This window comes from Streptomyces sp. cf386, from assembly GCF_900103585.1.
Taxonomy (GTDB): Bacteria; Actinomycetota; Actinomycetes; order Streptomycetales; family Streptomycetaceae; genus Streptomyces.
The window spans coordinates 39021-65295 of record NZ_FNHV01000001.1 but is presented as its reverse complement, the minus strand read 5'-3'; the positions used below and the strand labels follow the sequence as shown (position 1 = coordinate 65295).

26 protein-coding genes are annotated in these 26275 nt (G+C 71.3%); 15 read left to right on the top strand and 11 right to left on the bottom strand.

Annotated features, from left to right (window positions below):
• Nucleotides 1-235 precede the first annotated feature (235 nt).
• The 3 genes from BLU79_RS00305 to BLU79_RS00295 all read left to right on the top strand — a co-directional run bounded on the left by BLU79_RS00305 (nucleotide 236) and on the right by BLU79_RS00295 (nucleotide 4231).
• Complete coding sequence (locus BLU79_RS00305; RefSeq protein ID WP_093903503.1) at nucleotides 236-685, top strand: Fur family transcriptional regulator; 450 nt, start codon at nucleotides 236-238, stop codon at nucleotides 683-685.
• Nucleotides 686-709: 24 nt separating this feature from the next.
• Nucleotides 710-2920 carry a catalase/peroxidase HPI gene (gene katG, locus BLU79_RS00300; RefSeq protein ID WP_093903502.1) on the top strand — a complete coding sequence of 737 codons (2211 nt, stop codon included), beginning with the start codon at nucleotides 710-712 and terminating at the stop codon, nucleotides 2918-2920.
• 204 nt (nucleotides 2921-3124) lie between these two features.
• Nucleotides 3125-4231 (top strand): NAD(P)/FAD-dependent oxidoreductase, encoded by a 1107-nt coding sequence (locus BLU79_RS00295; RefSeq protein WP_093903501.1) that lies wholly within the window; start codon nucleotides 3125-3127, stop codon nucleotides 4229-4231.
• Between the two features lie 30 nt (nucleotides 4232-4261).
• Here the strand turns inward: BLU79_RS00295 and BLU79_RS47990 are convergent, their stop codons facing one another.
• Nucleotides 4262-4438, bottom strand: a complete 177-nt coding sequence (locus BLU79_RS47990; protein ID WP_177000807.1) for a hypothetical protein — start codon at nucleotides 4436-4438, stop codon at nucleotides 4262-4264.
• 131 nt (nucleotides 4439-4569) lie between these two features.
• Here BLU79_RS47990 and BLU79_RS00290 point away from each other — a divergent pair, with 131 nt between their 5' ends.
• On the top strand, nucleotides 4570-5349 hold the full coding sequence (locus BLU79_RS00290) for an SDR family NAD(P)-dependent oxidoreductase (RefSeq protein ID WP_093903500.1): 780 nt from the start codon (nucleotides 4570-4572) through the stop codon (nucleotides 5347-5349).
• Between the two features lie 23 nt (nucleotides 5350-5372).
• Here the strand turns inward: BLU79_RS00290 and BLU79_RS00285 are convergent, their stop codons facing one another.
• On the bottom strand, nucleotides 5373-5945 hold the full coding sequence (locus tag BLU79_RS00285) for a GNAT family N-acetyltransferase (protein ID WP_093903499.1): 573 nt from the start codon (nucleotides 5943-5945) through the stop codon (nucleotides 5373-5375).
• Between the two features lie 38 nt (nucleotides 5946-5983).
• On the bottom strand, nucleotides 5984-6637 hold the full coding sequence (locus BLU79_RS00280; protein ID WP_093903498.1) for a phosphoribosyltransferase: 654 nt from the start codon (nucleotides 6635-6637) through the stop codon (nucleotides 5984-5986).
• Between the two features lie 176 nt (nucleotides 6638-6813).
• Here BLU79_RS00280 and BLU79_RS00275 point away from each other — a divergent pair, with 176 nt between their 5' ends.
• From BLU79_RS00275 to BLU79_RS00265, 3 genes are all read left to right on the top strand, one after another.
• Nucleotides 6814-7266, top strand: coding sequence for a YbhB/YbcL family Raf kinase inhibitor-like protein (locus BLU79_RS00275; protein WP_093903497.1), 453 nt, complete (start codon nucleotides 6814-6816; stop codon nucleotides 7264-7266).
• Between the two features lie 90 nt (nucleotides 7267-7356).
• On the top strand, nucleotides 7357-7596 hold the full coding sequence (locus tag BLU79_RS00270) for a hypothetical protein (protein ID WP_093903496.1): 240 nt from the start codon (nucleotides 7357-7359) through the stop codon (nucleotides 7594-7596).
• Between the two features lie 102 nt (nucleotides 7597-7698).
• Complete coding sequence (locus BLU79_RS00265; protein WP_093904159.1) at nucleotides 7699-8034, top strand: hypothetical protein; 336 nt, start codon at nucleotides 7699-7701, stop codon at nucleotides 8032-8034.
• A gap of 4 nt (nucleotides 8035-8038) precedes the next feature.
• Here BLU79_RS00265 and BLU79_RS00260 read toward each other — a convergent pair whose 3' ends face one another.
• The gene (locus tag BLU79_RS00260) at nucleotides 8039-10939 is read right to left on the bottom strand and encodes a glycosyl hydrolase 115 family protein (protein ID WP_093904158.1); all 2901 of its coding nucleotides are present in this window, start codon (nucleotides 10937-10939) and stop codon (nucleotides 8039-8041) included.
• Between the two features lie 304 nt (nucleotides 10940-11243).
• Here BLU79_RS00260 and BLU79_RS00255 point away from each other — a divergent pair, with 304 nt between their 5' ends.
• Complete coding sequence (locus tag BLU79_RS00255; RefSeq protein WP_093903495.1) at nucleotides 11244-11885, top strand: phosphoribosyltransferase; 642 nt, start codon at nucleotides 11244-11246, stop codon at nucleotides 11883-11885.
• 74 nt (nucleotides 11886-11959) lie between these two features.
• Here the strand turns inward: BLU79_RS00255 and BLU79_RS00250 are convergent, their stop codons facing one another.
• Nucleotides 11960-13084 carry a CapA family protein gene (locus BLU79_RS00250; protein ID WP_093903494.1) on the bottom strand — a complete coding sequence of 375 codons (1125 nt, stop codon included), beginning with the start codon at nucleotides 13082-13084 and terminating at the stop codon, nucleotides 11960-11962.
• Between the two features lie 871 nt (nucleotides 13085-13955).
• On the opposite strand from BLU79_RS00250, the gene BLU79_RS00245 reads away from it, so the two are divergent.
• Nucleotides 13956-15368: an RtcB family protein gene (locus tag BLU79_RS00245; protein WP_093904157.1), complete on the top strand. Its 1413-nt coding sequence runs from the start codon at nucleotides 13956-13958 to the stop codon at nucleotides 15366-15368.
• Between the two features lie 100 nt (nucleotides 15369-15468).
• Here BLU79_RS00245 and BLU79_RS00240 read toward each other — a convergent pair whose 3' ends face one another.
• Nucleotides 15469-15924: an archease gene (locus BLU79_RS00240; protein ID WP_093903493.1), complete on the bottom strand. Its 456-nt coding sequence runs from the start codon at nucleotides 15922-15924 to the stop codon at nucleotides 15469-15471.
• A gap of 101 nt (nucleotides 15925-16025) precedes the next feature.
• Between BLU79_RS00240 and BLU79_RS00235 the strand changes: the two genes are divergently transcribed.
• From BLU79_RS00235 to BLU79_RS00225, 3 genes are all read left to right on the top strand, one after another.
• Nucleotides 16026-16484, top strand: a complete 459-nt coding sequence (locus tag BLU79_RS00235) for a TIGR03668 family PPOX class F420-dependent oxidoreductase (RefSeq protein WP_093903492.1) — start codon at nucleotides 16026-16028, stop codon at nucleotides 16482-16484.
• A 77-nt stretch (nucleotides 16485-16561) separates the two neighbouring features.
• Nucleotides 16562-17959, top strand: coding sequence for a gluconate:H+ symporter (locus BLU79_RS00230; protein ID WP_371131787.1), 1398 nt, complete (start codon nucleotides 16562-16564; stop codon nucleotides 17957-17959).
• A gap of 83 nt (nucleotides 17960-18042) precedes the next feature.
• Nucleotides 18043-19371 carry an enolase C-terminal domain-like protein gene (locus BLU79_RS00225; RefSeq protein WP_093903490.1) on the top strand — a complete coding sequence of 443 codons (1329 nt, stop codon included), beginning with the start codon at nucleotides 18043-18045 and terminating at the stop codon, nucleotides 19369-19371.
• Nucleotides 19372-19392: 21 nt separating this feature from the next.
• Here the strand turns inward: BLU79_RS00225 and BLU79_RS00220 are convergent, their stop codons facing one another.
• Nucleotides 19393-20205 carry an amidohydrolase family protein gene (locus BLU79_RS00220; protein WP_093903489.1) on the bottom strand — a complete coding sequence of 271 codons (813 nt, stop codon included), beginning with the start codon at nucleotides 20203-20205 and terminating at the stop codon, nucleotides 19393-19395.
• A 100-nt stretch (nucleotides 20206-20305) separates the two neighbouring features.
• Here BLU79_RS00220 and BLU79_RS00215 point away from each other — a divergent pair, with 100 nt between their 5' ends.
• The 3 genes from BLU79_RS00215 (at nucleotide 20306) to ppk2 (ending at nucleotide 22866) form a co-directional block, all read left to right on the top strand.
• A complete protein-coding gene (locus BLU79_RS00215) occupies nucleotides 20306-20770 on the top strand; it encodes an SRPBCC domain-containing protein (protein ID WP_093903488.1) in 465 nt (154 codons plus the stop codon).
• 413 nt (nucleotides 20771-21183) lie between these two features.
• Nucleotides 21184-21921 (top strand): pectate lyase, encoded by a 738-nt coding sequence (locus BLU79_RS00210; RefSeq protein ID WP_256333126.1) that lies wholly within the window; start codon nucleotides 21184-21186, stop codon nucleotides 21919-21921.
• A gap of 51 nt (nucleotides 21922-21972) precedes the next feature.
• Nucleotides 21973-22866 (top strand): polyphosphate kinase 2, encoded by an 894-nt coding sequence (gene ppk2 / locus BLU79_RS00205; protein WP_093903487.1) that lies wholly within the window; start codon nucleotides 21973-21975, stop codon nucleotides 22864-22866.
• Nucleotides 22867-22869: 3 nt separating this feature from the next.
• Here the strand turns inward: ppk2 and BLU79_RS00200 are convergent, their stop codons facing one another.
• The 4 genes from BLU79_RS00200 to BLU79_RS00185 all read right to left on the bottom strand — a co-directional run bounded on the left by BLU79_RS00200 (nucleotide 22870) and on the right by BLU79_RS00185 (nucleotide 26267).
• Nucleotides 22870-23268 carry a luciferase domain-containing protein gene (locus BLU79_RS00200; protein ID WP_093903486.1) on the bottom strand — a complete coding sequence of 133 codons (399 nt, stop codon included), beginning with the start codon at nucleotides 23266-23268 and terminating at the stop codon, nucleotides 22870-22872.
• 102 nt (nucleotides 23269-23370) lie between these two features.
• Nucleotides 23371-24273 (bottom strand): YceI family protein, encoded by a 903-nt coding sequence (locus BLU79_RS00195; protein ID WP_093903485.1) that lies wholly within the window; start codon nucleotides 24271-24273, stop codon nucleotides 23371-23373.
• 57 nt (nucleotides 24274-24330) lie between these two features.
• Nucleotides 24331-25413 (bottom strand): maleylacetate reductase, encoded by a 1083-nt coding sequence (locus tag BLU79_RS00190; RefSeq protein WP_093903484.1) that lies wholly within the window; start codon nucleotides 25411-25413, stop codon nucleotides 24331-24333.
• Nucleotides 25410-26267: an intradiol ring-cleavage dioxygenase gene (locus tag BLU79_RS00185; RefSeq protein ID WP_093903483.1), complete on the bottom strand. Its 858-nt coding sequence runs from the start codon at nucleotides 26265-26267 to the stop codon at nucleotides 25410-25412. Before BLU79_RS00185 ends, BLU79_RS00190 begins: the two co-directional genes overlap by 4 nt.
• Between the last annotated feature and the right edge of the window lie 8 nt (nucleotides 26268-26275).

Below are 26275 nucleotides of genomic sequence, written 5' to 3'. Positions count from 1 at the left end.
ACGGATCGATTGGCCACGGAAACTTTTTTTGGCCAATGTCCGCGACGGAATGAACCGGTCGGTGTCGGTGGACCGTCGGGGGTGCGGGCGCGTGTCCGATATGCGGCTTCTGGTTACCCTTGCCGGGGTTGCCCTGCTCCCGGTCCGGGGGTGGGGCGGTCCTCCGCCGGGGTGCACCAAACTTTCATCATTCGTTTTCTTGAATCGTTCGTGTTTAGGGAGGTAGGTTGTCGCCATGACCGCATCCCAGACACCGACCCCCGCCGAGGAGCTGCGCGGTGCCGGCCTGCGGGTGACCGCCGCGCGCGTCGCGCTGCTGGAGGCCGTCCGGGCCGGTGACCACCTCGGCGTCGAGGCCATCGCCTCCGGGGTGCGTGATCGCGTGGGCCATGTCTCCCTGCAAGCCGTGTACGAGGGCCTCCACGCGCTCACCGCGGCGGGACTCATACGCCGTATCGAGCCGGCCGGCAGCCCGGCCCGGTTCGAGGGGCGCATCGGCGACAACCACCACCACATCGTGTGCCGGTCGTGCGGTGTCGTCGCCGACGTCGACTGTGAGGTCGGCGAGGCGCCCTGCCTGACCGCGTCCGACGACCACGGCTTCACCATCGACGAGGCCGAGGTCATCTACTGGGGCCTGTGCCCCGACTGTTCCACCGCCAACAGTGCACCCCGAGCACTGTGATTCACCTAGTTCGGAAGGTTTCCCATGGCTGAGAACCCCGATGCGATCGTCACTGACGCAAAGGCTGAGGGCACCGGTGGCTGCCCCGTCGCGCACGGTCGCGCCGCCCACCCGACGCAGGGCGGCGGCAACCGTCAGTGGTGGCCGGAGCGGCTCAACCTGAAGATCCTCGCCAAGGACCCCGTCGTCGCGAACCCGCTCGGTGAGGAGTTCGACTACGCCGAGGCGTTCCAGGCCCTCGACCTCGCGGCCGTGAAACGCGACATCGCCGAGGTTCTGACCAGTTCGCAGGACTGGTGGCCCGCCGACTTCGGCAACTACGGCCCGCTGATGATCCGTATGGCCTGGCACAGCGCCGGCACCTACCGCATCAGCGACGGCCGCGGCGGTGGCGGCCGCGGTCAGCAGCGCTTCGCCCCGCTGAACAGCTGGCCGGACAACGGCAACCTCGACAAGGCCCGCCGTCTGCTGTGGCCGGTCAAGAAGAAGTACGGCCAGTCCATCTCCTGGGCCGACCTCATGATCCTCACGGGCAACGTCGCGCTGGAGTCGATGGGCTTCGAGACCTTCGGCTTCGGCGGCGGCCGTGCCGATGTGTGGGAGGCCGACGAGGACGTGTACTGGGGTCCCGAGACCACCTGGCTGGACGACCAGCGCTACTCCGGCGACCGCGAGCTGGAGAACCCGCTCGGCGCCGTCCAGATGGGCCTGATCTACGTCAACCCCGAGGGCCCGAACGGCAACCCGGACCCGATCGCCGCGGCCCGCGACATCCGTGAGACGTTCCGCCGCATGGCGATGAACGACGAGGAGACCGTCGCCCTCATCGCCGGTGGTCACACCTTCGGCAAGACCCACGGCGCCGGCCCGGCCGACGCCGTCGGCAACGACCCCGAGGCCGCCTCCATGGAGGAGCAGGGCCTGGGCTGGAAGTCCACCTACGGCTCCGGCAAGGCCGGTGACGCCATCACCTCCGGTCTCGAGGTCACCTGGACCACCAAGCCCACCCAGTGGAGCAACGACTTCTTCGACATCCTCTTCGGCTACGAGTGGGAGCTCACCCAGAGCCCCGCCGGCGCCAACCAGTGGGTGGCCAAGGACGCCGAGGCGATCATCCCCGACGCCCACAGCGACTCGAAGAAGCTGCCCACGATGCTCACCACCGACCTCTCGCTGCGCTTCGACCCGATCTACGGTCCGATCTCGAAGCGCTTCCACGAGAACCCGGCCGAGTTCGCGGACGCCTTCGCCCGCGCCTGGTACAAGCTGACCCACCGTGACCTGGGCCCGAAGTCCCTGTACCTCGGCCCGGAGGTCCCGGCGGAGACCCTGCTCTGGCAGGACCCGCTGCCCGAGGCCGAGGGCGAGGCCATCGACGCCGCCGACGTGACGGCACTCAAGGCCAAGATCCTCGCCTCCGGCCTGACCGTCCCGCAGCTGGTCAAGGCCGCGTGGGCGTCGGCCGCCACGCACCGCGCCAGCGACAAGCGCGGCGGTGCCAACGGCGCCCGTATCCGCCTGGAGCCGCAGCGCGGCTGGGAGGCCAACGACCCGGACGAGCTCGCGCAGGTCCTGCGCGCCCTGGAGAACATCCAGGGCGAGTTCAACTCCGGCGCCAAGAAGGTCTCCCTGGCCGACCTGATCGTCCTCGGTGGCTCCGCCGCCGTGGAGAAGGCCGCCAAGGACGCCGGTGTCGAGGTCGAGGTCCCGTTCGCCGCGGGCCGTGTCGACGCGACCGAGGAGCACACCGACCCCGAGTCGTTCGCGGCCCTGGAGCCGTTGTACGACGGGTTCCGCAACTACCTCGGCAAGGGCAACCGCCTTCCGGCCGAGTACCTGCTGCTGGACCGCGCCAACCTGCTCGCGCTGAGCGCCCCCGAGGCGACCGTCCTGGTCGGCGGTCTGCGTGTGCTGGACGCGAACGCGGGCGGGTCCAAGCACGGTGTCTTCACGGAGACCCCGGGCAAGCTGACCAACGACTTCTTCGTCAACCTGCTCGACCTGGGCACGACCTGGAAGTCCACCTCCGAGGACCAGACCACGTTCGAGGGCCGTGACGCCTCCGGCGAGGTCAAGTGGACCGGCACCCGTGCCGACCTCGTCTTCGGCTCGAACTCCGAGCTGCGCGCCCTCGCCGAGGTCTACGCGAGCGACGACGCCAAGGAGAAGTTCGTGAAGGACTTCGTCCAGGCGTGGGTCAAGGTCATGAACCTGGACCGGTTCGACCTCGTCTGAGCCGTCCCGAGCAAGACGTCCGGGCCGGCCCGCAAGGGTCGGCCCGGACGTCTTCGTTTACCCCCTTCACAGAACGCACACCGAGCCCCATCAATTCTTTATGTTTCAAGCGATAGGCTCGCTGGAACAGGGGAGTGGCCGACGACGGCCCACCCGTCGCGTCATGCGCCCCTCCTTTCCCCCCCCCAGCACAGGAGACTCGGCGTGCTTGACGGCGACGTAGTGGTGATCGGCGGCGGTTATGCCGGCGTCCGACTGGCCAAGCGACTGGACGCGACGGCGCGGGTCACGCTGGTGGACCGCAAGGAGGTCTTCTTCCACCGCATCGCCTCCCTGCGCGCCGGAGTGCGCCCGGACTGGTCGTTCACCCCGTTCATCCCGTACGACCGACTGCTGGCCAACGGCCGCGTGGCCGTCGGCAAGGCGGTCCGCATCGACACCACCGAGCGACAGGTCGTGCTGGCGACGGGGGAGCGGCTCCCGTACGACGTGCTGGTGATCGCCACCGGCGCCGACTACCCCGAACCGGCCCGCTTCAGCGGTACCACCGCCGAGGAGGCGGCGAAGTCCTTCGCCGGGCACCAGCAGCAGATCGCCGGCGCCGAGCACGTCCTGGTCGTCGGCGGCGGGCCCTCCGGCGTCGAGCTCAGCGCCGAGATCCGGCTCGCCCGACCCGACGCCCGGGTCACGCTCGCCCACTCCGGACCGGAACTGCTGCACGCCACCGGCAGCACACGGGCCGGGCGCAAGGCGCGGGCCTGGCTGGAGTCCCACGACGTGGACGTGCGGCTCGACGCCTTCATGTCGCCCGGGTTCGAGTTCGGCACCTATCGCGACGCCCAGGGCAACATCATCGAGGCCGACCACTCCTTCTGGGCCACCGGCACCACGCCCAACACGCTCTGGCTGCGGCTGGCCGGGCACGGTGACTGGCTGAACCCGTCGGGCCACGTGAAGGTCGACCAGGCGCTGCGCGTCCAGGGCTGGCTGGACGTGTTCGCGGTCGGCGACGTGAACGACGCCACCGAGCTCAAGATCACCCCGGCCGCGCTCGCCCAGGCGGATCTGGCCGCCCACAACATCCGCACCTATCTGAACAGCGCCGGCAAGCACCGCAAGGAGCCCCGCTTCTACCGGCCGATCCACCGCACCCCGATCATCGTCCCGTTCGGCCCGGCCGACGGAGTGACCCTGCTGCCCGTGCCGGGCGGCGAGACGGCGGTCCTCGGCAGCCGCACCACGACCCTGGCCAAGGCGAAGACGCTCATGACGCCGTTCATGAGACGCCAGCTCGGCTATACGGCGGCGTGAGCCAGGGCGTCACCCGCGCGTGGTGCTCCGTCACGAGCGGCTGTCGGTGGCGGTGACCGTCTCGGTCGTTTCGGGGGTGTCGTCGCGCTCGCCCTCGGCCTGGGAGGGCGTCGTGTATTCCGGAGTCGGATGATCGGCCCTGGGGGTGTCGGCGTCCTCGCGCTCGCCCTCGGCCTGCGACGGGGTGTGATGGCTGACGCTCATCATGATCGTCCCTCCTGAGCACGGGACTGTCGGCCGGCCCTCCGCACGGCACAGAAGGGCCCGGCACCGTCGAGCGCAGAACCGGGTACCCCCGTCGCCCACCGGTGACACGGTGCCGGGCCTAAGGTGCGGGCATGATCGCGCAGACATACCTCTCCGAACTGTTCTCGCTTGACGACCGTGTCGCCGTGGTGACCGGCGGCAGCTCCGGCATCGGCCGGGCCATCGCCGAGGCCCTCGCACGGGCGGGGGCGAGTGTCGTGGTCGTGGCGCGCAGGGAGGCTGAGCTGGCGGAGACGGTCGGCGAGCTGGGGGCGCAGGGCTGTCGGGCCGCCTGGGTGAGCGCGGATCTGGGCACGCGGGACGGCGTGCGCGCGGCGGCGGAGGAGGCGGCCGAGGTGTTCGCAGAGCCCGACATCCTCGTCAACTGCGCCGGGATCAATCTGCGCCCCCCGATGGGAGAACTCGGCGAGGACGTGTGGGACACGACCATGGCCGTGAACCTGGAGGCGCCCTATCTGCTGGGGCAGCGGTTCGGGCCGGGCATGGCCGAGCGAGGGTTCGGGCGGATCATCCACGTCACCTCCCAGCAGGCGCACCGGGCCTTCGTCCAGAGCGGTGCCTACGGCGTCTCCAAGGGCGCGCTGGAGTCGCTGGCCCGTTCCCAGGCGGAGGCCTGGTCGCCGTACGGCGTCACCTGCAACACGCTCGTGCCGGGGTTCGTCATGACGCCCCTCAACGCACGCCTGTCGTCCGACCCCGAGAAGGTGGCGGCGCTCGCCGCGCGCACGATGGTCGGGCGCAACGGCGTGGCCGGGGACTTCGCCGGTGCGGCCGTGTTCCTCGCGAGCCGCGCCTCCGCCTACGTCACCGGGCAGGCGATCTTCGTCGACGGCGGGCTCTCCGTGCACTGAGCCAGGGAGCGCGGGTTCGCCGGTCAGCGCAGGTCGAGCCGCATCAGGATCCGGGGATGACCGGCCAGCACCGAGGTGGTGTCGGCGGCGTGGACGAACCCGGCGCGTTCGAAGTTCTTGCGGAGCCCGGCGTACGCCATCGTCAGGTCCACCTTGGCGTCGCCGTTGTCCAGGGGGTACGCCTCGATCACCGGGGCGCCCAGGTCGCGGGCGAACTCGACCGCGCCGGCGATGAGGGCGTGGGTGATCCCCTGCTTGCGATGGCCGGGGCGTACCCGGATGCACCACAGGGACCAGACCGGCAGGTCGTCGACGTGCGGGATCTTGCGGTTGCGTGCGAAGGTCGTGGCCGAGCGCGGCGCCACCGCGGCCCAGCCGACGGGCTCGTCACCGTCGTAGGCGAGCACCCCCGGAGCGGGATCGGCACGGCACAACTCGGCCACGTACTCACCGCGGGCCGGTCCACGGAGTTCGTTGTTGTCCTTGGACGGGATGCGGTAGCTCAGGCACCAACAGACGTTCGCCACAGGCGACTTCGGGCCGATCACCTTGCGGACGTCCTCGAAGACCGAGGCCGGGCGAACGTCGATGGTCATGACTCCACCATGTCACGGCCGCGGTGACCGGCGCCGCGTCACGCCGTGGCGTGGAACGCCTGCAGCGTGTCCGCGACCTGTGCGTCGGAGACCTGGCCGAAGTCCTCGTACCACTCACCGACCGCGTGGAGCGACGGCGGCTGCTCCAGGCACACGAGGTCGTCGCACTCGGGACGGACGGCGGCCGTCGTGCGCGGGCTGCCGACGGGGACCGCCAGGAGCAGCCGGGCCGGACCGTGGCGGCGGAGGAAGCGCAGCGCCGCCATGGCGGTCAGGCCGGTCGTCAGGCCGTCGTCGACGAGGACGACCGTGCGGCCGTTGACGGAAGGGGCCGGGCGGCGGCCACGGTAGACGTACTCGCGGCGGTGCAGATCGGTGCGCTCACGGGCGATGACGTCACCGAGTCGGTCCTCGGACAGATGCATCATGGCGAGGCTCTGCCGGTCGTACAGCGGCGGATCGTCGCCGACGATCGCGCCGATGGCCGTCTCCGGCCGGATCGGGGTGCTGACCTCGTGGGCGACCAGCACGTCCAGCGGGGCATGCAGCCCACGGGCCACCTCCGCCGCGACGGGCACGCCGCCGTTCGGCAGGGCCAGCACGAGCGGATCGACGAGGTCGCCGGAGCCGGCCCACTCGATCAGCCGCAGGGCGAGTTCCTGTCCGGCGTGGCTACGGTCGCGGAATGACACGGCGCTGCTCCCTCAAGGTCGGCGCAGCGGCCGGGTTCCCTGCGTGGCACACGGCGAAACGAAGCGCGCCGCAACCAGCGGCGTGGCGGTGTTCTCCCTGGTGGCTCCGCCGCCGGGCCGACTCCGACTTCCCGGCATCGCGTGTGGTCCGCGCCCCGAGGGGTACTGCGGCGCGCATGACAGGCATCGATCTCAAGAGCTCCGCGTTCCACGACCACGAGACGATCCCGCGTCGCCACGCCATGGAGGGGGAGAACGTCTCCCCGCCCCTGACCTGGTCCGGAGTGCCCGACCGGGCGGAGGAGCTGGCCCTGCTGTGCGAGGACCCGGACGCGCCGTCCGGGACCTTCGTCCACTGGCTGGTCACCGGCATCGATCCGCACACGGCGGGGCTTCCCGCGGGCTGGGCGGCCCCGGGCAGCCACCCGCACACAAACGGCTACGGGCAGTCGGGCTGGGGCGGTCCGCAACCTCCGGCCGGCGACCGGGCGCACCGGTACTTCTTCCGCCTCTACGCCCTCCCGGGTCCCGTCTCCATCCCGGACGAGGCCACGGCGGACGAGGCGCACCGGGTGCTCGACCGCCAGCAGCTGGCCAGCGGAACACTCGTCGGGCTGTACCAACGCTGACGGCCGCAGCGACCGGCGCGACGGACGGACGAGCGAGTCCGTCCGGCACGCCGGGCTGCGTACGGGCCCTCCAGAGCGCATGGTGGTGGCATGAACACGCGTCCCCCCGTGGTGGTCCTGCCGCCCGCGTCGGACGGCGGGCGTCAGGTGACGATCCACGGCAAGCCTGCGGGCACCGCGTACAGCCTGTTCGACGTGCTGGACCTGGTGCATCGTGCGGACCTGCCCACCGAGAACCGGGCCGTCGACGACGCCGAGCTGATCGAGTGGCGCGGCGGCGGGCCGTACGACTGGAACGAAGCCGACACGCCCGATACGGCGGGCGGGTGAACCAGGAGGCACCCTCGGATGTCCGAGGTTCCCGCCGGAGCGCCACTGACCTTCACTGAGGGTGGCAACTCCGAACGGAACCACAACATCACGGGGACACGCATGAACCGCAGGAAGAGCATCTTCGCAGCCGGCCTGGCCACGACCGTCTCGGCCCTGGCCCTCACCGTGGGCGGCGTGGCCGCCCCCGCCATGGCCTTGGCGGGCACCGTCGACTGCGACGGCTGGGTGCACAACAACAACCCGGACCACGGCATCGCGGGCTGCAAGAACAACACCGACCGCACCGTCACCTTCCGCGCCGAGGTCGTCTGCGGCAGGGCCTTCGACGTCTCCGGCCAGTGGGTGACGCTGGCCCCCGGCCAGTACAACGAGTCGTCGGCCGTCTGCCCCATCTACAGCACGGGCGTCGGTGGCGTCGGCTGGACCATCGAGTAGGGGGCTACCGGCCCGGCGTGCGGTCCGGGTCGGGGTTGAACACCGGATGGAAGCTCTCCGGCGGGGCCAGATAGCTGACCGGCCGCCCGCCGGTGTCGACGACGATCTGGTCGACGGCGATGCCCGGGTCGGCCATGAAGAGCCGCAGCACATGCTCGCCGGGCTCGGTCACCGTCACGGTCGCGGTCAGCTTCTCCACACCGTCCTCCACATTGCGGGCCCAGGCGTCACCCCGGTTGCCGGTGGCGACGGCCTGTCCGGTGAGGACGGTGGCCGGCTGGTCGTCGAGCGCGAGGGCCAGCCGCCGGTGCCCGCGCTCATCGAGGGACGGCAGCCGGAAGACGGTGACCGGGAAGCGACCGGTGCCGCCGAAACGCACCCGGTACCTCAACTCCGGTGCCCTGGCGGCGAAGTCGGCGGTCACCGGGGCCGCCGTCGACGGCACCGCCTCCATGGCACCGGTACGGCGGCCCAGCCCGCGCACCACACGCCAGCGGGCCCCGCCACGCGCCACCCGGTGGTCGGCATGCACGGCGTCGATCGAGACGTACCCGTGGGCCTCCACGAACCCACGCGCCCGTCGCCGCTCCCGCTCACCGTCGTTGACCACCCGCAACGGCACCTCGACCCGCTGCCCGGCCCCGCTCACGGCGACCGTCGCGTCGTACGTGCCCTCGGGAATCCGCGCCCAGTCGATCGCCACCCACACCCGGGTCTGCTCGGCCACCGAACCGCCCGCCGTGCTCAGCAGCACCCAAGGCCGGCTTGCCTCGGCCGACCAGTCGAGCGGCAGGAAACCGGTGTTGAAGACGTCGAGGAAACGGCTGTCCCGGGTGTAGGAGGAGAAGGACAGCGGTCGGCCCGCGCCCGTCTCGTTGCCCTCGGCGGCCACACCCAGCCCCGAGGTCTCCTGCCGGGCGATCCTGGTGACGGCCGGGCGGCCCGGGGCCTTCGGGATCTGCGAGGGGTACGGATTGACGATCCCGTCCCATTTCCCGCCCGCCACCTCGGTGTTGTACCGCTTGGTGAGCGCAGCCTCCTTGGCATGGGCCGCCTCCGCCAGGTCGGCGAAACGGTTGGTCCCGGCCCCTCGTCCCTGCCGGACCGCGAGCGCGTTGCGGTCCGCCCAGTAGTACTTCAGGTTCATCAAGTACGCGCCGTGCACCGGGTATTCGACCAGTTGGTAGAAGGCGTCCCGGTAGGTCTCCGGCAACTTGGCCCCCACCGCCCGGATCCGCTCCAGTAGCCGCTCGTACGCGGCCATGCGGACGCCCGCCTCATCGCCGTGGTGGATCGTGGAGATCAGTCCGCCGGCGATGAACTCCGGGCGCAGTTCGGCCGCGAGCCGGTAGTACTCGGTGCGGATCGCGGCGATCTCCCGACCGTGGCGGTGCCCGAACTGCCGCCCGGCCCACTCCGCGAGGAAGTCCTCGACGTCGTCGGCGCCCCACCGGTCCACGTCCCAGGCCATGTCCATGGAGAAGGACAGCCCGGTCTCGATCGACTTGATGTCACCGACGTTGAAGATCCACATCCGGTCGACGCCGTGCTCGTACACCCGCCGCAACTCCTGCCAGACCTTGGCCAGTTGGGTGGTGTCCAGCCACAGATAGCTCTTCGGGCGGCCCCAGTAGGAGAGGTGGTAGTAGATCCCGTTGCCGCCCGCGCGTCCCCGCTCGGCGTCGTTCGGGAGCTGGCGCATGTTGCCGTGGTTGTCGTCCGGCCAGATCAGCGTGACGTCGTCGGGGACCTGGACGCCCGCGTTGTACAGCTCCAGGACCTCCTTGTACGGGATGAAGATCTGCGGCTCGACGGCCGCCCCGACCTCCTCGGCCAGGATGCGGCGCTGGTCGGCGACGATGTCGTTCATCACCGCCACCTTCTCGGGGATCGTCGTGGCGTACTTGGTCTCCAGGGCGCTGTCGTGCAGCCCGCGCATCCCGATCGTCCAGCTGCTCTCGTACCCGGCGTTCTGTCTCGCCCGGGCTCTCCAGTAGTCGGAGATGACGGCGGGGTTCACCGTGTAGTCGTACACCGGCAGGGTGCCGTCCACGCCGCGGTGCTCCTCCGCCCAAGGCGCCCACTCGTGCACGCCGTTGCGCAGCAGGGCCTCGGGGTGGCTGGAGCCGACGACGATGCCGTAGCGGTCGGCCAGTTCGGGGTTCTCGCGGTGCTTGTTGAAGAAGTCGGAGTACGGATGCATCGCCGGCCACAGGTAGTTGGCCTTGAGGCGGAGCAGCAGCTCGAAGACGCGCTTGTACGTCTCCGGGCCGATGTTCTTGTCCGGCTCCTGGGTGCGGTGCGACCAAGTGGTGAGGTTCTGCTCGTCGTTGATGAAGATGCCCCGGTAACGCACCGACGGCTCGTACCGCTTGAGCGGTCCGGCGGGCACGGCCACCGTGTCGCGTCGGGGCACGGGGACGTCGGCCCACCAGTACCACGGGGAGACCCCGATGCGCTCCGAGATGTCGTAGACGCCGTAGATGGTGCCGCGCCGGTCGCTGCCCGCGATCACCAGGGCCCGTTCCACCCCGGGCAGTGGACGTTCCACCACCTGCGTCACCGACGCCTCCCAGCGCCCCTTCACCCGCGAGACGTCCAGGCGCCCCTGCGCGACGAGCCGGTCGACGACCGGGCTGGCGCCGAGGGTGCCGATCAGGACGAGGCCCGCGGCAGAAGTCTCCGGGAGGGTGTGGCGCAGCTCCGGCCGTACTCCGCCGACCCGTTCGACGTCCGCCTGGAGATCGCCGGCCGCGCGGATCACGGCGGGGTCGTCGGCCGCGTCGACGTACAGGTCGACGGCGGTGCCGCCGTGCAGCAGCGGGAAGTCGGGACGGTTCGGCGCGGCAGCGGCGGTCGTGGGGAGAAGGCCTGGCAGCAGTGGGGCCGCTCCCGCGGCGGCCATTCCCCGCAGGAAGGACTTGCGGGTCCAGAGGTGGGACGGGCGGGGCGGGCGGGGCGAGTCGTGGTGCGGCACGAGACGCTTCCTTTCCTCACATGACTGAAGGGGGAATGTCCGACATGGCCATGGGTGAGTTGGCATGGTCAGGCTAGAAAGCGCTTGCTGTTGGGAACCCTAGGCCAGGTCCATCAGGGGGTCCAGACCCGTGCGGAGGAGAAGACGGGAGTGCCGCGATGTGTCCGCCGAGCACCGTGGTGTGTCCGATTCCTGTGGGTGGGGTACGCGGCGACGGACGGAAGGGGAAGCCATGCAGTTCCGTGACCGCCAGGAGGCCGGGCGGGAGCTGGCGGAGCAGCTGCGCATCCGGCAGGACAAGGGCATCCTCGCGCACCCCGTCGTCCTCGCGCTGCCCAGGGGCGGTGTCGCGGTCGCCCGGGAGATCGCCCTGGTGTTGGAGGCCCCGCTGGACGTGCTCGTCGTACGCAAGATCGGCGCCCCGTTCCATCAGGAGTTCGGGGTCGGCGCGCTCGCGGGCGACGACCCTCCGCTCTTCGACGAGGCGACGCTGGACCGGCTGGGGCTGAGCGAGGCCGATCTGGCGTCGGTGGTGGAGCGGGAGCGCAAGGAGCTGCGGCGGCGTGAGGAGCGGTATCGGGAGGGCCGGCCGGCCACGGAGCTGCGCGGCCGTACCGCCGTCGTGGTCGACGACGGGGTCGCGACCGGCTCGACGGCACGGGCCGCCCTGCGCGCCGTACGGAACCGGAACCCCGAGCGCCTGGTGCTGGCCGTACCGGTCTGTGCGCCGGAGGCGGCCGAGGAACTGCGCCGGGAGGTCGACGAGTTCGTCTGCCTGCACGAGCCGAGGCTGTTCAGCTCGGTGGGGGAGTGGTACGAGGACTTCGGACAGCTGACCGACGCCGATGTGCTGGAGGCGCTGCGCGGCGAGTGAGGCTGCGGCGGGTGAGGCTTACGGTGGCTCGGGCGGCGAGTCGCGTTCACAGTGGTTCGGGAGGCTGGGGAGGCTCACCGAGCGGATCGGGCGGTGCCCTTCGTCAGAGTGAGCGCGCCGTCTCCGCCCAGGGTGACGTGGGCGCCGTAACTGATGCGGTCCAGGGTGCTCCGCAGCCAGGCGCGGTCCTCGGGCGGCGCGTGTTCCAGGCGCATCCGGCGGGCGTGCAGGGGTGACATACGCAGGTCGGTGAGGGCGCCGGTGTCCGCCGCGACCGTCACGAAGTAGGCGATGCGCAGGTCGTCGCGGTACTCCTCGTAGCCGGGGATGCCCTCGTAGTCGTCGATGAAGTCGCCGCAGCCGTGCAGGATCAGCCGGTTGCGGTAGAGCTCGACGGGGCGGGGATGGTGCGAGGAGTGGCCGTGGACGATGTCGGCGCCGCCGTCCACCAGGGCGTGCGCGAAGCGGCGTTGGTCGCGGGGGACGAGGTAGCCCCAGTTGGACCCCCAGTGCACGGACACGACCACGATGTCGCCGGCCCGCTTCACCTGCCGGATGTGCCGCACCGCGGCGGCGGCCGGGGTCGGCGAGAGTTCGGGCACATGGGCGACGCCGGGCTGCTCGGACGTGGCCGCCCAGCCGGGCGGGATACCGCTGTTGGCGACGCCGAGGGCGAAGACGAGCACACGGCCGCCGTGGGGGAGCGGGAGCGCGACGGGCGCGTACGCCTCCTCGGCACTCCGCCCCGCGCCCGCCGTCCGCAGACCGGCGCCGTGCAGCACGGCGAGGGTCTCCTCCAGGCCAGGTCGGCCGAAGTCCCGCACATGGTTGTTGGCCAGGACGCAGACGTCGGGCCGGGCCACGGTGAGGGCGGGGAGGTTGGCCGGATGCATGCGGTAGTGCACCGCCTTGCCGGGCTCGAACGCGTTGCTGCGCGTGACCGACGTCTCCAGATTGACGATCCGGACGTCGGGCGCGCTCGCCTCCAGCAGCCCCAGCGCCTCGCCCCACGGCCAGGACGGGTCCACCGGCGCCGGAATCGGCCCGCTCACCGCCTCCGCCATGCTCACATACGCCCGAGCGTCCGCGACGTACCCCTCCCGCAGCCCGGGGTCGCCGGGCCGTGCCAGGATCTGATCGACGCCGCGTCCGAGCATCACGTCGCCGCAGAGGAAGAGCGTCACAGTGCCGCCGCTCATGTCTCAACGGTACGAGGTCGTGGGGTGGGTGGCCTTGTTCGGAGGGTCAGTCGGTGACTCCCTGCGGGGCGGCCTGTGGGGGACCGTCGTGGGGCGGGTCTCTTGAGCTGCGGCGGGGCGGGCCCTGGCACGCCCTGGCGTCGCAGTGGGGCGGCTCCTGGTGACTCCCTGCGGGACGGTCTGCGGAGGGACCGCCGTGGGGGCGGCTCTTGAGCTGCCGCGGGTCGGCCCCTGGCGACTCCCTGCGGGACGGCTCCCGGTGAACAGCCGTGCCCAGCGCGATATGGACGCCCGCGCGGCTACCCCGCACTTGCGTGCCGGGCGCGAGGGGGCCGTCGGGCGAGGCGCGGGACGGGTCCTTGAGCTGCTGCGGGGTGGGTCCCGGGGATTGCCTGGGGGCCCTTGGTGACTCCTTGCGGGAGAGCCCCTCGGTGAACCGTCGTGCCCGGCGCAATATGGACGCCCCCGCGCGGGTACCCCGCACTTGGGTGCCGGGTGCCGGGTGCCGGGTGCCGGGTGCCGGGTGTGAGGGGGCCTTCGAGCTGTCGTGGGGCGGGCCCGGGTGCATAGCCGCGAACCCCTGGGGGACTTTTCCCCCCGGTGAACCACCGCGCCTCGGCCGACAGCCCCGCGCGGGTACCCCGTACCCTCGCGCCGGGCGCACGGGGCCGTCGGCCGAGGTGCGGGGTGGGCTCTTGAGCTCTCGTGGGGCAGGCACCGGGTGCATGGCCGCGCGGCGGCGCCTGCTGAACCCCGAGGACGTCTCTCGGTGAACCGCCGCGCCCAACGCGATACGGACGCCCCCGCGCGGGTACCCCGCACCTGCGTGCCCGGCGTGGCGAGGCTGTCGGTCGAGGCGCGGGAGGCTGTCATGGAACTGGTCGAGGAGGCTCCCCATCGCTTCCGTATGGACCCGCACGGTCGGATGCGGGTGCCCGGCGTGGTCTTCGCGTCCCGGGCGTTGCTGAGGGACGCGGAGAAGTCGCTGGAGCAGGTGGCCAACGTGGCCACGCTGCCCGGCATCGTCGGCGCGTCGTACGCCATGCCGGACATCCACTGGGGCTACGGCTTCCCCATCGGCGGCGTCGCCGCGACCGACGTGGCCGAAGGCGGGGTCGTCTCGCCGGGCGGGGTCGGCTTCGACATCTCCTGCGGCGTACGCCTGCTCGCCGCCGACACCGACGGCAAGGCGCTGGCGTCGGCGCTGCCCGCCGTGATGGACGGCCTGGACCGGGCGATCCCGCGCGGCGCCGGGCCCGGCGGGGTGTGGCACCTGACCGGCCCCGGCCGGCTGGAGCGGATCCTGCGCGGCGGTTCCCGGTACGCGGTGCAGGAGGGGCACGGCGAGGAGCGCGACCTGACGCGCTGCGAGGACGGCGGGGCGGTCGCGGACGCCGATGTGGACCAGGTGAGCGCACGCGCGCGGGAGCGCGGCCTCGGCCAGGTCGGCAGCCTCGGGTCCGCCAACCACTTCCTGGAGGTGCAGCGCGTCGACGAGGTGTACGACGCGACGGCCGCCGCCGCGTTCGGGCTCGCCGTCGGCCAGGTGTGCGTGATGATCCACTGCGGCTCCCGCGGCCTCGGCCACCAGATCTGCACCGATCACGTCCGGCTGATGGACCGCGCGATGTCCCGCCACGGCATCGACGTCCCCGACCGCCAACTGGCCTGCACTCCGGTCGAGTCTCCGGAGGGACAGCGCTACCTCGGCGCGATGGCCGCCGCCGCCAACTACGGCCGCGCCAACCGCCAGTTGCTGTCCGACGCGACCCGCCGGATCTTCCGCCACACCGCGGGCACCCGGCTGTCGCTGGTGTACGACGTCTCCCACAACCTCGCCAAGATCGAGACCCACGCGGTGGACGGAGCCCGCCGCACCCTGTGCGTCCACCGCAAGGGCGCGACCCGCGCCTTCCCGCCCGGCCATCCGGAGCTGCCCGACGACCTGCGCGAGGTCGGCCAGCCGGTGCTGATCCCCGGCACGATGGGCACCGCCTCGTACGTCCTGGTCGGCGTGGCCGGCGGAGGCGCGTTCTCCTCCACCTGCCACGGCGCCGGCCGGGTCCTCAGCCGCCACAGGGCCGCGCGCACGGTGAGCGGCCAAGAGCTGTGGGACCGCTTGGAGGCGGCGGGAATCGCGGTGCGTCCACGATCGCTGCGGGGCCTCGCGGAGGAGACGCCCGAGGCGTACAAGGACGTCGGCGAGGTGGTGGCCGCGAGCGAGGGTGCGGGGTTGTGCCGGACGGTGGCCCGGCTGGTGCCTCTGGGGGTGGTGAAGGGCTGAGGCCGCCTGGAGGGGAAGGCCTGACGTCGGGCGGGGTCGTACGGCCCTCACGGCGCCTGCACGGCCGTATCCCTCACACGTCTCACACGTCTCGAACGTCTCACACGTCTACCGTCACCGCACACGACCACCCATACGGACCCGGCCCGAAGTGCAGCCCGTGCCACGAGATTCCCTTCGGCGTGGCGCCGGTGACCTCCACGTCCGCCAGGTCGGCGAGTGCGAGCCGTACGTCGAGGTCGCCGTCCGTGGTGTCCGCCTCCAGGTCGACGGGGACCCGGCCGTCCACGTCGAGGCGGAAGACGACCTCGTCGAGGAGCGCGGTCAGCAGTTCCTCGTCGCTGTCCTCCTCGAGGCGCACCCGCTCCACCGAGGTGGGCCGTACCGCCGTGAGGTCCGCGAAGCACTCCACCATCCCGAGCGCGGCCTCCACCAGACAGCGCTCCCGGCTCACGCCCCATGCCTCGATCCGCACGTCGGCCGTGTGCGGCACCGTCCGATGGCCGCTGCCACCGCTCCGGCGTGTCTCGATGTCGTCGTCCGGGTCACCGACCATCGGTACCACCTGATCCGCCGAGTCGTGCCCGAGGAGGGCGTTACACGGATAGGGGTACCCGAGACGGGGCAGGCCGTACCGCCGCGACCGAGGGAGCCGAGATGCCGGACATGGAGCGGGACGAGGCACGCGGGCGGTTCACCGCGGCGCCGGTGGCACGGCTGGCCACGGTCGACCCCGAGGGCCGTCCGCATCTGGTGCCGGTCGTCTTCGCGGTGCGCGGCGACGAGATCGTCACCGCCGTCGACGGCAAGCCGAAGCGGTCGCGCCAGCTCAGGCGGCTGCACAACATCGCCGTCCGCCCGGCCGTCTGCCTGTTGGCGGACGCGTACGACGACGACTGGGACCGCCTGTGGTGGGTCAGGGTGGACGGCGGCGCCCGGATCCTGCCGCCCGACGCACCCGAACCACCGGACGCACCCGACGAGTACGCCGCCGCCATCGAGTTGCTGCGGCAGAAGTACCCCCAGTACCGGCGGCAGCCGCCGGACGGACCGGTGATCGTGATCACCGTCCAGCACTGGAGCGGTTGGCAGGCCTTCGCGCCGGCCGCCGAGTGAATCCACCCATGCAGACCCATTGACCTTGACCATCCACGACCATAATCTCCGTCTTCATATGTAGACGGCGTCTTCATGTGAGGACCCCATTCAGTGGGTTGGACAGAAGCGGCCGACGTTCAAAGGAGAACCGACATATGCCGCTCGTGGTGGTCGGGATCAGTGTCCTGGTCCTGCTCTTCCTGATGACCAAGCTCAGGCTGAACGGCTTCGCCGCCCTGCTTCTGGTGGCCGTGGGCGTCGGCCTGGTGCAGGGCATCGGGGTGGAGAAGATCCCGGACGTGCTCGCCGAGGGCATCGGCGGCCAGATAGGCGACACCATGCTCACCATCGGCCTCGGCGCCATGGTCGGCCGGGTGATGGGGGACTCCGGAGCCGCCCAGCGCATAGCCGGCAAGCTCCTGGAGGTGTGCGGGCCCCGCTGGGTCCAGGTGGCCATGGTGCTGACCGCCATGCTCATCGGCGTGACGATGTTCTACGAGGTCGCCTTCGTCATCATCGTCCCGATCGCCTTCACCCTCGTCCGGGTCACCCGGGCGAACCTGCTGTGGGTGGGCCTGCCCATGTCGATCGCCCTGTCCACCATGCACAGCTTCCTGCCGCCGCACCCCGGCCCCACCGCGGTGGCCGCCACCTTCCACGCGTCCGTCGGACTGACCCTGTTCTACGGCCTGTTCATCGCCGTCCCGGTCGGCGCCCTCATCGCCCTGCTGTGGCCGCGCCTGCCCTTCGTGCGGGCGATGAACCCGGCCATCCCCAAGGGCCTGGTGAGCGAGCGGGTCTTCGAGGACGACGAGATGCCGGGCCTGGGATGGTCGCTGTCCGTCGCCCTGCTGCCGGTGGTGCTGATCGCCGGCGCCGCGGTGACCGACCTGGCGGCCTCCGGCGACAACGGCCTGCTGCACTTCATCGCCTTCATCGGCTCCGCGCCGATCGCCCTGCTGCTCACCCTGCTCGTGGCGATCTGGGCGTTCGGCCCGCGCATCGGCCGCAGCCTGGCCGAGGTCAGCGCCTCCTGCAAGGAGGCCGCCCAGGCGATGGCGATGATCCTGCTGGTCATCGGCGCGGGCGGCGCCTTCAAGAACGTCCTTGTCGAGGGCGGGATTTCCGACTACATCAAGGACGCGACCGACGGTTGGTCCATCTCGCCGATCATCCTGGCCTGGCTGATCGCCGCCATCCTCCGCGTGGCCCTCGGCTCCGCGACCGTCGCCGTCGTCACCGCCTCCGGCGTGGCCCTGCCCCTGCTCGCGGGCAGCGGGGTCCACCCCGAGGTCATGGTGCTCGCCGTCTCCTGCGGCTCGATCGCCTTCTCCCACGTCAACGACCCGGGCTTCTGGATGTTCAAGGAGTACTTCAACCTCTCCGTCCTGGACGCCATCAAGGCCCGTACGACGTACACGACGGTCCTGGCGATCCTGGGCCTGGGCGGTGTACTCGTCCTGGAACAGGTCCTGGACGCCCTCAGCATCTGACCCCGCCCACCATCCCTCACCTGGATGTCCCACCACCCCTCGACCGCCCACCACCCCCTCACGAGAACGGCATCCGCCCAGCCATGAGTCAGCCCGTCGTCACCCGCCTCTCCGTCTATCCGGTCGCCGGCCGCGACTCGATGCTCCTCAACCTCTCCGGGGCCCACGCCCCGTACTTCACACGCAACGTCGTCGTTCTGGAGGACTCCGAGGGCCGTACCGGCCTGGGCGAGGTGCCCGGCGGGGAGAAGATCACCCAGACCCTGCGCGACGCCGAACCGCTCGTCGTCGGCGCCCGCGTCGGCGACTACAAGCGTGTCCTGCGCGCGATCGAGGCGACCTTCGCCGACCGCGACTCGGGCGGTCGCGGCGCGCAGACCTTCGACCTGCGGACGACGGTGCACGCGGTGACCGCCGTCGAGTCGGCCCTCCTCGACCTGCTCGGCCAGCACCTGGAAGTCCCGGTCGCCGCCCTGCTCGGCGACGGCCAACAGCGCGACGCCGTACGGGTGCTCGGGTATCTCTTCTACGTCGGCGACCCGGACCGCACCGACCTGGACTACGTCCGCGATCCCGACTCGGCCGTCGGGTGGTACCGCGTCCGGCACGAGGAGGCGCTGACCCCCGAGGCGATCGTCCGACAGGCCGAGGCCACCTACGACCACTACGGCTTCCGCGACTTCAAGCTCAAGGGCGGTGTCCTGCCGGGCGCGGAGGAGGTCAAGGCCGTACGGGCGCTCAAGGAGCGCTTCCCCGAGGCGCGCATCACCCTCGACCCCAACGGTGCCTGGTCCCTGCGCGAGGCCGTCGAGCTGTGCCGCCCGCTCGTCGGCACGCTCGCCTACGCCGAGGACCCCTGCGGAGCAGAGGGCGGGTACTCGGGCCGGGAGATCCTCGCCGAGTTCCGCCGGGCCACCGGGCTGCCCACGGCGACCAACATGATCGCCACGGACTGGCGCCAGCTGACCCACGCCCTGGCTCTGCAGTCGGTGTCCATCCCGCTCGCCGACCCGCACTTCTGGACCATGCAGGGCTCGGTGCGCGTCGCCCAGCTCTGCAACGCAATGGGGCTGACCTGGGGCTGCCACTCCAACAACCACTTCGACATCTCCCTGGCGATGATGGCCCACTGCGGAGCGGCGGCCCCCGGTGAGTACAACGCCCTGGACACACACTGGATCTGGCAGGAGGGACGGGAACGGCTCACCGTGGAACCGCCCAGGATCGCGGGCGGCGAGGTCGCCGTACCGGACACACCCGGACTGGGAGTCCGCCTGGACAGGGAGCGGCTCCTCGCCGCGCATGAGCTGTACCAGGAGAAGGCGCTGTCGGGACGGAACGACGCGGCCGGGATGCAGTACCTGATCGAGGGCTGGACCTTCGACGCGAAGCGGCCCTGTCTGGTGCGCTGAGCCGGGTTTCGGGGGCCGCCGTCAGAGGGCGAAGACGCGGCGGGCGTTGCCGTGCAGGAACAGCTCCCGCGTCTCCTCGTCCAGGTTCAGGGCGTCCAGGTGCTCCAGGGCCCGACTCGGCGTGATCATCGGGTAGTTGGAGCCGAACAGGACCTTGCGGCGGCCCCGGCCGCGCAGGTACTCCACCAGTTCCGGCGGATAGCGGCGGGCGGTGTAGGCGCTGGTGTCGATGAAGACGTTCGCGTGCTTGTCGGCGACCGCGATCATCTCCGTCGTCCACGGGTAGCCGATGTGCCCGCACACGATGGTGAGCTCGGGGAAGTCCAGGGCGACCTGGTCGATGTACGGGATCGGCCGCCCCGTCTCCGACGGCCGCAGCGGACCGGTGTGCCCGACCTGGGTGCAGAACGGCACGCCGAGGTCCACGCAGGCCGCGTACAGCGGGTAGTACAGCCGGTCCGTGGGCGGCAGTTCCCACAGCCACGGGATGACGCGCAGCGCCACGAAGCCCGACTCCTCGACGGCGCGCCGCAGTTCCCGTACGGCGGCCATCGGCCGGGCGAGATCGGCGCCCGCCACTGCGCGCAGCCGCCCGCCGGACTGCTCGACGAAGGCGGCCACCTCGTCGTTGTCGATCAGCGCGCCCTGCGGCCCGTACCAGGCGGCGGCGAGGCCGATCTCCACGTCCGCGGCCTCCAGCGCCGCCACCGTGACCTCGACCGGCAGCGGCTTGTCGAGCGTCTCCATACCGGTCCACCGGCGCAGCGACTCGAACATCTCGTGGTTGGCGTGGCGCGGCGTCGGATGCTGCATCCAGGCGTCGATGACGGGCATGGGTGCCGCCTCTCGGGAGGGGTCGGAACGCGGACGTCACACACATCCAACCCTTCCCGTCCGGGGAGCGGCACACCATGCGCACCCCTATCGTGAGGCCATGTACTCGACGCGGGTCTCCTGGCATGTGAACGCCTCGCGTGCGGCCGTCTACCGGGCCCTGCTGGACGCGGACGCCGTCGCGCGGTGGCGGGTGCCGGACGGCATGACCGCCCGGGTGCACGCGTTCGACGCCCGCGAAGGAGGGGCGTTCCGCGTCTCGCTGACGTACGACCTGCCGACCGGGACCGGGAAGTCGGCCCCGCACACCGACACCTATCACGGTCACTTCGTGCGGCTCGTGCCGGACGAGCGGGTGGTCGAGGCGGTCGAGTTCGAGACCGACGACCCCGCCCTGGGCGGCACGATGACGATGACCACCACCCTCACCGACGCCGACGGCGGCACGGACGCCCTCGTCGTGCACGAGGGCATCCCCGACGCCGTACCGGCCGAGGACAACGAGACGGGCACGCGCATGGCGCTGGCCAACCTCGCCCGGCTCGTCGAGTCCGCATCACGGTGACTCGATCACCGCGACCCGATCATGGTGATCTCGCCCGGAAACTGATCGGCAACCTCTGAGCGCTCGGCGGCGACTGTCGGTCGAGGAGGCTTCCCGCCGCCTCCCCGAGACCGAACGAGAGCCACCGCATGAGTACCGGAGCGACCCCGCGCAGGCGCAGCCAGCACCGTAGGAGACCCGACCGCCGCCCCCTGCTGATCGGCGCGTTGACCATCACCGTGATCGCTGCGGCCGCACTGCTGATGGCCAGGCCCGACTCCGGGGCGGACCCGGCGAAGGGCGGGAACTCGACGCTCCAGGAGGCGAGCGGCCCCCGCCCGACCGCGTCCTCGACGCCCACCTCGGTCTCCCCGTCGCCGTCCAAGTCGTCGGCGTCCCCGTCCCCCTCGAAGGCGTCGCCCCGCAGGAGCGTCATCCCCTCGGCGAAGCCGACCGCCGCCGCTCGCCCGTCCACCGCCTTCGCCGCCTGGCCCACCCCCACGACCGACCGGCCGGTGACCGCCACCATCGAGGTCTCCGGCAGCTATGACGGCGGCCTCAAGCGCTTCCGCGGCTCGGGAGCCCTCGGCGGTGACGGCCAGGACGAGGACCAGGACCCGCTCTTCGAACTCGCCGACGGGGCGACCTTGAAGAACGTGGTCCTCGGCGCCCCGGCCGCCGACGGAGTGCACTGCCTGGGCAGTTGCACCCTGCGGAACGTGTGGTGGGAAGACGTCGGCGAGGACGCGGCCACCTTCAAGGGGGCGTCCGCGGCGGCGACGTACCGCGTCCTGGGCGGCGGTGCGCGGCACGCGGACGACAAGGTCTTCCAGCACAACGGCGCCGGAACCGTGACCATCACGGACTTCCAGGTCGCGGACTTCGGCAAGCTCTACCGCTCGTGCGGCAACTGCGGCACCCAGTACCGACGCCACGTCGTCATCAGCGGCGTGCAGGTGACCGGCCCGGGCAACGCCATAGCCGGGATCAACGCCAACTACGGCGACACGGCCACCCTCTCGGGCGTGACGATCACCGGCGACAGCGGCAGGGACATCACCGTCTGCGACCGTTTCCAGGGCAACGACAGCGGCGACGAACCCAGCGAGACCGGCAGCGGACCCGACGGCACGCACTGCCGGTACAGCACATCGGACGTCTCCTATAGCTGATCTTTGCCTGGGGTTAGCCGGGCGTACGAAAGCGCTCGCTTGCATCGGTGTATGGAAACCGAACTGTTGTCAGGGCTGCGCGTCGACTACACCGATCAGGACGACCCCGTGCTGATCAGGCCGGACGGCAGCCTGGTGGACACCTGGCGCGAGAACTACCCGTACGAGCAGCGCATGGAGCGTCCGGAGTACGAGTGGCACAAGCGGCTCCAGCAGATCGAACTGCTGAAGCTGCAGAGCTGGATCAAGGAGAGCGGCCGGCGTCTCGTCATCGTCTTCGAGGGGCGGGACGCGGCCGGCAAGGGCGGCACGATCAAGCGGTTCACGGAGCACCTCAATCCGCGCGGTGCCCGCGTGGTGGCCCTGGAGAAGCCGACCGAGCGGGAACGCGGGCAGTGGTACTTCCAGAGGTACGTGGAACATCTGCCGACCGCGGGCGAGATCGTGCTGTTCGACCGGTCCTGGTACAACCGGGCCGGCGTGGAGCGCGTGATGGGCTTCTGCACCGACGACGAGTACCGGCGCTTCATGCGGCAGGCGCCCGCCTTCGAGCGGATGCTCGTGGACGACGGCGTGGACCTGATCAAGTTCTGGTTCTCGGTGTCCCAGGGCGAGCAGCGCACCCGGTTCACCATCCGCCAGGTCGACCCCGTACGCCAGTGGAAGCTGAGCCCGATGGACCTGGCGTCCCTGGACCGATGGAGCGACTACACCGCCGCCAAGGTCGCCATGTTCCGCGAGACGGACACCGACCACGCGCCCTGGACGGTGGTCAAGAGCAACGACAAGAAGCGGGCCCGCGTCGAGGCCATGCGCAGTGTGCTGGCCCGCTTCGACTACGGCGACAAGGACGAGGAGGTCGTCGGCACCGCCGACCCCCGGATCGTCGGCGCGGCCGCGGGCCTGCTGGAGGCGGGGGAGGACGACTCCGGGGACGAGAGCTGAGGCTCAGCAGCTCCCGGCCTCGGCGCGGGGCAGCACCGTGACGCGCCGGAAGTTGCACTCGGACCGGGCCTGGTGGCCGGTGGGGGACGGCCCGGTCTGATGGGCCTTGAGGGCGACGCTGACCAGGCTCATCAGCAGGTCCACGTCCGCGTCGCAGTCCAGGTGAACGGTCACCCAACGGGAGCCCGGCACCAGCCTGACCGCGGTCGATTCCTTGAGGTCGCCGTGGATGCGCTGGATGGCCGGGAGCGTGAGATGCAGGTCCACGTCCCGGTCGGAGTGGAAGTGCACGATCTCGCTGTGGACGGTGCTCAGTGCCCGCCCTGCGCCGCAACCGGCCGGGCCCGCACTCAGATCGGGCCAGACTTCCAGTTGCTCCATGGCGCGCTGGGCCAGTGTCATGTCCCCATAGTCACCCGATCACCGCGTCGCAACCAGAGGTTGAGCGAACTGTAACCGTGGCGTGAGGTAGCCCGACACCGGCCCATTACCCCCTGTGAGGGCCTACTTCGGCGGCGTCGGGGTGTCGTGCGTGCGGTACATCGCCTGTACGTCCAGCTCCAGCTGGACCGTGGGACCGACCACCGCGATACCGCGCGCGAGCATGCTGCGCCAGTTCAGCGTGTAGTCCTCACGGTGCAGCTCCGCCTTGGCCAGGGCCGCGCAGCGCAGTTCCTCGCCGTATCCGCCGTTGACGGAGCCCAGGTAGGTGGTGTCCAGCTCGACGGAGCGGCTGATCCCGTGCATGGTCAGGGAGCCGTGGAGCGTCCACTTGGTGCCGCCCCGGTACGCGAAACGCGTGCTGGTGAAGTCGATGTACGGGTAGCGCTCGACGTCCAGGAAGTCGCCGGAGCGCAGATGGTTGTCCCGGGTGTTGTTGCCCGTGGTGATGCTCGCGGCCTCGATGCGTACCGACACCCGGGAGGCGCCCATGTCGGGTTCGACGCGTATGCCGCCGGTGAAGCGCTCGAAGCGGCCGTGGACGTGCGCCATGCCGACGTGCTTGGCGATGAACCGGATCGCCGTGTGCGGCGGGTCGAAGAGCCAGGTCCCCGGCACCGGGAGGTCCAGCTGCCGTCCCGACACCAGCTGGACCCGCGCGGTGGGAGGCGTCGTGCCGCCTACGACGTCCACGGTCTCCTGGTGCGGGGTGAGGCCCTCGGCGGTGATCCGCAGGCCGTAGTGGCCCGGCGGAAGCGCGGCGAAGAACAGCCCGTACGGATCCGTGGTGCCCCGCACCACGACCTCGTGCGAGTCCATCGCCGTCACCGTCACATCGGCGCCCCGCATCGGCAGTCCCACCGGATCCACGACCTCGCGGGCCACGCCGCCCGCACCGGACGGCACGGGAAACGCCGCGGCGGGCACCCCCCGGGAGCGTCGACTCCTGAGCAGTCCGAGGGGCATGGCGATCACCTTTCTTCGAGGGTGGGGGGAGTGTGAGTGGGGGGAACGCGAGGGGAATTACTGGACTGCCGCCGTCGGCGGTGCGCCTTCGAACGCCGCACGCAGGAGCGCGAGCACGCCGTCGGCCGTCACCGGGCGGGGATTGGCGTACGCCTGGCCCGCGGTCTGTGCGGCGGCCCTGGCCAAGTCGGCTTCCGAGAGGCCCAGTTCGGCCAGGGAGCGGGGGGCGCCGAGACGTCCGGACAGTTCCCACAGGGCCGTCGGCGCGTCATCGGCGTCCAGGGCGCGGGCCACGCTGGCGGCGGCGTCCGGCGCGGCGGGCGCGTTGTGGGCCAGGGCGTACGGCAGGACCACCGTGTGCGTCTCGGCGTGCGGCAGGCCGAAGGTGCCGCCCAGGACATGGCACAGCTTGTGATGCAGGCCCATGGTGGTGGCGCCCAGGCAGGACCCGCACAGCCAGGCGCCGTACAGCGCACGCCCGCGCGCCTGAACGGACGTCGGCTCCGCGGCCACCTCCGGCAGCGCCCGCGCCATCGCCCGTACGCCCTCCTCGGCCATCAGCGCCACCAGGGGCGAGGCGTCCGGCGCGTAGAGCGCCTCGACGGCGTGCGCGATCGCGTTGACGCCGCTGGTCACGGAGAGCGGTACGGGCAGGGAAAGGGTGAGCTCGGGGTCGTAGACGACGCTGCGGGGCAGCACCTTCGGGTCGCGGCCGGTGCGCTTGGCGCCGTGCTCGGTCAGGCCCCAGACGTCGGTCATCTCCGAGCCGGAGTAGGTGGACGGCACCGCGATCAGCGGCAGTCCGGTGCGCAGGGCGATCGCCTTGCCCAGCCCGATCGACGAGCCGCCGCCGACCGCCACGCACCCGTCGGCGCCCGCCGCCCGGGCCACCTCCACGGCCCGGTCGGCCACCTCGACGGGCACATGCATCCGGGCCTCGTCGTGCAGACCCGCACAGGCCGGACCCAGCGCGCCCGCCACCGCCCGGGCCGTGTCCGCCCCGCGCGCACCGCACACCACCAACAGCCGCCGCAGACCGAGGTGTTCGGCCTCACCGGGCGTCGCCGACACGGCCGCACCGGGCCGGAAGACGACCCGCACGGGCCGGCTCTCGTACGAGAAGTCGAGGAAGCCTGTCACGCCCGCTCCAGCACGAGGTCGAACCGGGCGTGCCGGAAGGGGGTGTCGACCCCGAACTCCCGGGCCAGGGACGGGTCGTCGGCCGTCTCGAAGTCCTGCACCAGGCTCGGCTTGACGGCGAACACCGCGTCGGAGTCCAGGTACTCGCTGCCCGCCACGAAGATGTGCGTGGTCACCGGCGTGTGGCCGGCGGCCGAGGCGATGAAGTGGATGTGGGCCGGGCGGTAGGGGTGCCGACCGGTGGCCAGCAACAGGTCGCCGACCGGGCCGTCCGTCGGGATCGGATACGGGCTCGGCACACAGGTCCGGAACCAGAAGCGGCCCTCGGAGTCCGCCGTGAACAGGCCCCGCCCGTTGCCCGGCGGCTGTACGTCCGGGCGCTGCACGTCGTAGAAGCCGTGCGCGTCGGCCTGCCAGACGTCGATCACCGCGCCGGGCAGCGGGCCGCCGTCCCGGGACAGCACCCGGCCGCTGACCACGCACGGCTCGCCGTCCCCGATCAGGTCGATGGCCGCGCCGAGTTCCCGCACCGGCGACTCGGTCATGTGGAACGGGCCCAGCACCGTCGACTCGGTGGCGCCCGCGCCCTGCCGCTCGTTGATCGTCTCCACGAGCATCGACAGCCCGAGCACGTCCGACAGCAGGATGAACTCCTGCCGGGTGTCCGTGCACGACTGCCCGGTCGCGGTCAGGAACCCGATCGCCCGCTCCCACTCCTCCTGAGTCAGCCGTGACTCCCGTGCGAAGGCGTGCAGATGCCGGATCAGGCCGGTCAGCAGCTCCCGCAGGCGCGGATCGGCGGTCCCGTGCAGACTGGCGACGGCCTCGTCGGTGACCGTCGGTTCGCCGGTCATGTCGGCTC

Bases quoted from the DNA above. Each gene is read 5' to 3' on its own strand.
- BLU79_RS00185 (WP_093903483.1), bottom strand. From the start codon at position 26,267: ATGACCGGCGAACCGACGGTCACCGACGAGGCCGTCGCCAGTCTGCAC.
- BLU79_RS00290 (WP_093903500.1), top strand. From the start codon at position 4,570: ATGATCGCGCAGACATACCTCTCCGAACTGTTCTCGCTTGACGACCGT.
- BLU79_RS00255 (WP_093903495.1), top strand. From the start codon at position 11,244: ATGCAGTTCCGTGACCGCCAGGAGGCCGGGCGGGAGCTGGCGGAGCAG.
- ppk2 (WP_093903487.1), top strand. From the start codon at position 21,973: ATGGAAACCGAACTGTTGTCAGGGCTGCGCGTCGACTACACCGATCAG.
- BLU79_RS00195 (WP_093903485.1), bottom strand. From the start codon at position 24,273: ATGCCCCTCGGACTGCTCAGGAGTCGACGCTCCCGGGGGGTGCCCGCC.
- BLU79_RS00220 (WP_093903489.1), bottom strand. From the start codon at position 20,205: ATGCCCGTCATCGACGCCTGGATGCAGCATCCGACGCCGCGCCACGCC.
- BLU79_RS47990 (WP_177000807.1), bottom strand. From the start codon at position 4,438: ATGATGAGCGTCAGCCATCACACCCCGTCGCAGGCCGAGGGCGAGCGC.
- BLU79_RS00265 (WP_093904159.1), top strand. From the start codon at position 7,699: ATGAACCGCAGGAAGAGCATCTTCGCAGCCGGCCTGGCCACGACCGTC.
- BLU79_RS00270 (WP_093903496.1), top strand. From the start codon at position 7,357: ATGAACACGCGTCCCCCCGTGGTGGTCCTGCCGCCCGCGTCGGACGGC.
- BLU79_RS00200 (WP_093903486.1), bottom strand. From the start codon at position 23,268: ATGACACTGGCCCAGCGCGCCATGGAGCAACTGGAAGTCTGGCCCGAT.
- BLU79_RS00225 (WP_093903490.1), top strand. From the start codon at position 18,043: ATGAGTCAGCCCGTCGTCACCCGCCTCTCCGTCTATCCGGTCGCCGGC.
- BLU79_RS00285 (WP_093903499.1), bottom strand. From the start codon at position 5,945: ATGACCATCGACGTTCGCCCGGCCTCGGTCTTCGAGGACGTCCGCAAG.
- BLU79_RS00235 (WP_093903492.1), top strand. From the start codon at position 16,026: ATGCCGGACATGGAGCGGGACGAGGCACGCGGGCGGTTCACCGCGGCG.
- BLU79_RS00215 (WP_093903488.1), top strand. From the start codon at position 20,306: ATGTACTCGACGCGGGTCTCCTGGCATGTGAACGCCTCGCGTGCGGCC.
- BLU79_RS00260 (WP_093904158.1), bottom strand. From the start codon at position 10,939: ATGGCCGCCGCGGGAGCGGCCCCACTGCTGCCAGGCCTTCTCCCCACG.
- BLU79_RS00250 (WP_093903494.1), bottom strand. From the start codon at position 13,084: ATGAGCGGCGGCACTGTGACGCTCTTCCTCTGCGGCGACGTGATGCTC.
- BLU79_RS00275 (WP_093903497.1), top strand. From the start codon at position 6,814: ATGACAGGCATCGATCTCAAGAGCTCCGCGTTCCACGACCACGAGACG.
- BLU79_RS00245 (WP_093904157.1), top strand. From the start codon at position 13,956: ATGGAACTGGTCGAGGAGGCTCCCCATCGCTTCCGTATGGACCCGCAC.
- BLU79_RS00305 (WP_093903503.1), top strand. From the start codon at position 236: ATGACCGCATCCCAGACACCGACCCCCGCCGAGGAGCTGCGCGGTGCC.
- BLU79_RS00240 (WP_093903493.1), bottom strand. From the start codon at position 15,924: ATGGTCGGTGACCCGGACGACGACATCGAGACACGCCGGAGCGGTGGC.
- katG (WP_093903502.1), top strand. From the start codon at position 710: ATGGCTGAGAACCCCGATGCGATCGTCACTGACGCAAAGGCTGAGGGC.